Consider the following 500-nt stretch of genomic DNA (forward strand, 5'->3'; position numbering starts at 1 on the left):
TATTACGTATTTACCGTTTGGAGGAAGAATGTTGTATCTATCAAGTATCCTAGACTTGTTTAACGGAGAAGTTGTGGCATACAGTATAGCTGACAAGCAGGACACTGCGTTCGTACTGGACACACTCCGTCAGCTGCCCAATCTACCAGGTACGATACTTCACAGCGATCAGGGGAGTGTCTACACTTCCCAGGCGTATCAGGAAGCTGTAAAGGAAAAGGGCATTACCATGAGCATGTCCCGCAAGGGAACGCCCGCTGATAATGCCCCCATCGAATCGTTTCATTCCACGCTAAAGTCTGAAACGTTCTATCTCGAAGGTTTAACGAGTACAACGACAGCAATCGTTGAACAGGTCGTTCGAGACTACATTACTTACTATAACTCAATTCGCATTCAAACAAAACTAAACAACCAGTCACCGATTGATTATCGACAACTGGCTGCTTAACTTGCAAGGTGTTTTTGATCCCTGTCTCACAAACGGGGGTCAGTTCCGA

At 45.6% G+C, this 500-nt stretch carries 1 protein-coding gene; it reads left to right on the forward strand.

What is annotated here, in order from left to right:
• Positions 1-451: IS3 family transposase (locus PCH01S_RS29120; RefSeq protein ID WP_042236013.1), on the forward strand; the 451-nt coding region annotated here is incomplete at its 5' end.
• Positions 452-500: the final 49 nt, after the last annotated feature.

The organism is Paenibacillus chitinolyticus NBRC 15660 (assembly GCF_000739915.1).
GTDB classification, from domain to species: domain Bacteria; phylum Bacillota; class Bacilli; order Paenibacillales; family NBRC-103111; genus Paenibacillus_F; species Paenibacillus_F chitinolyticus.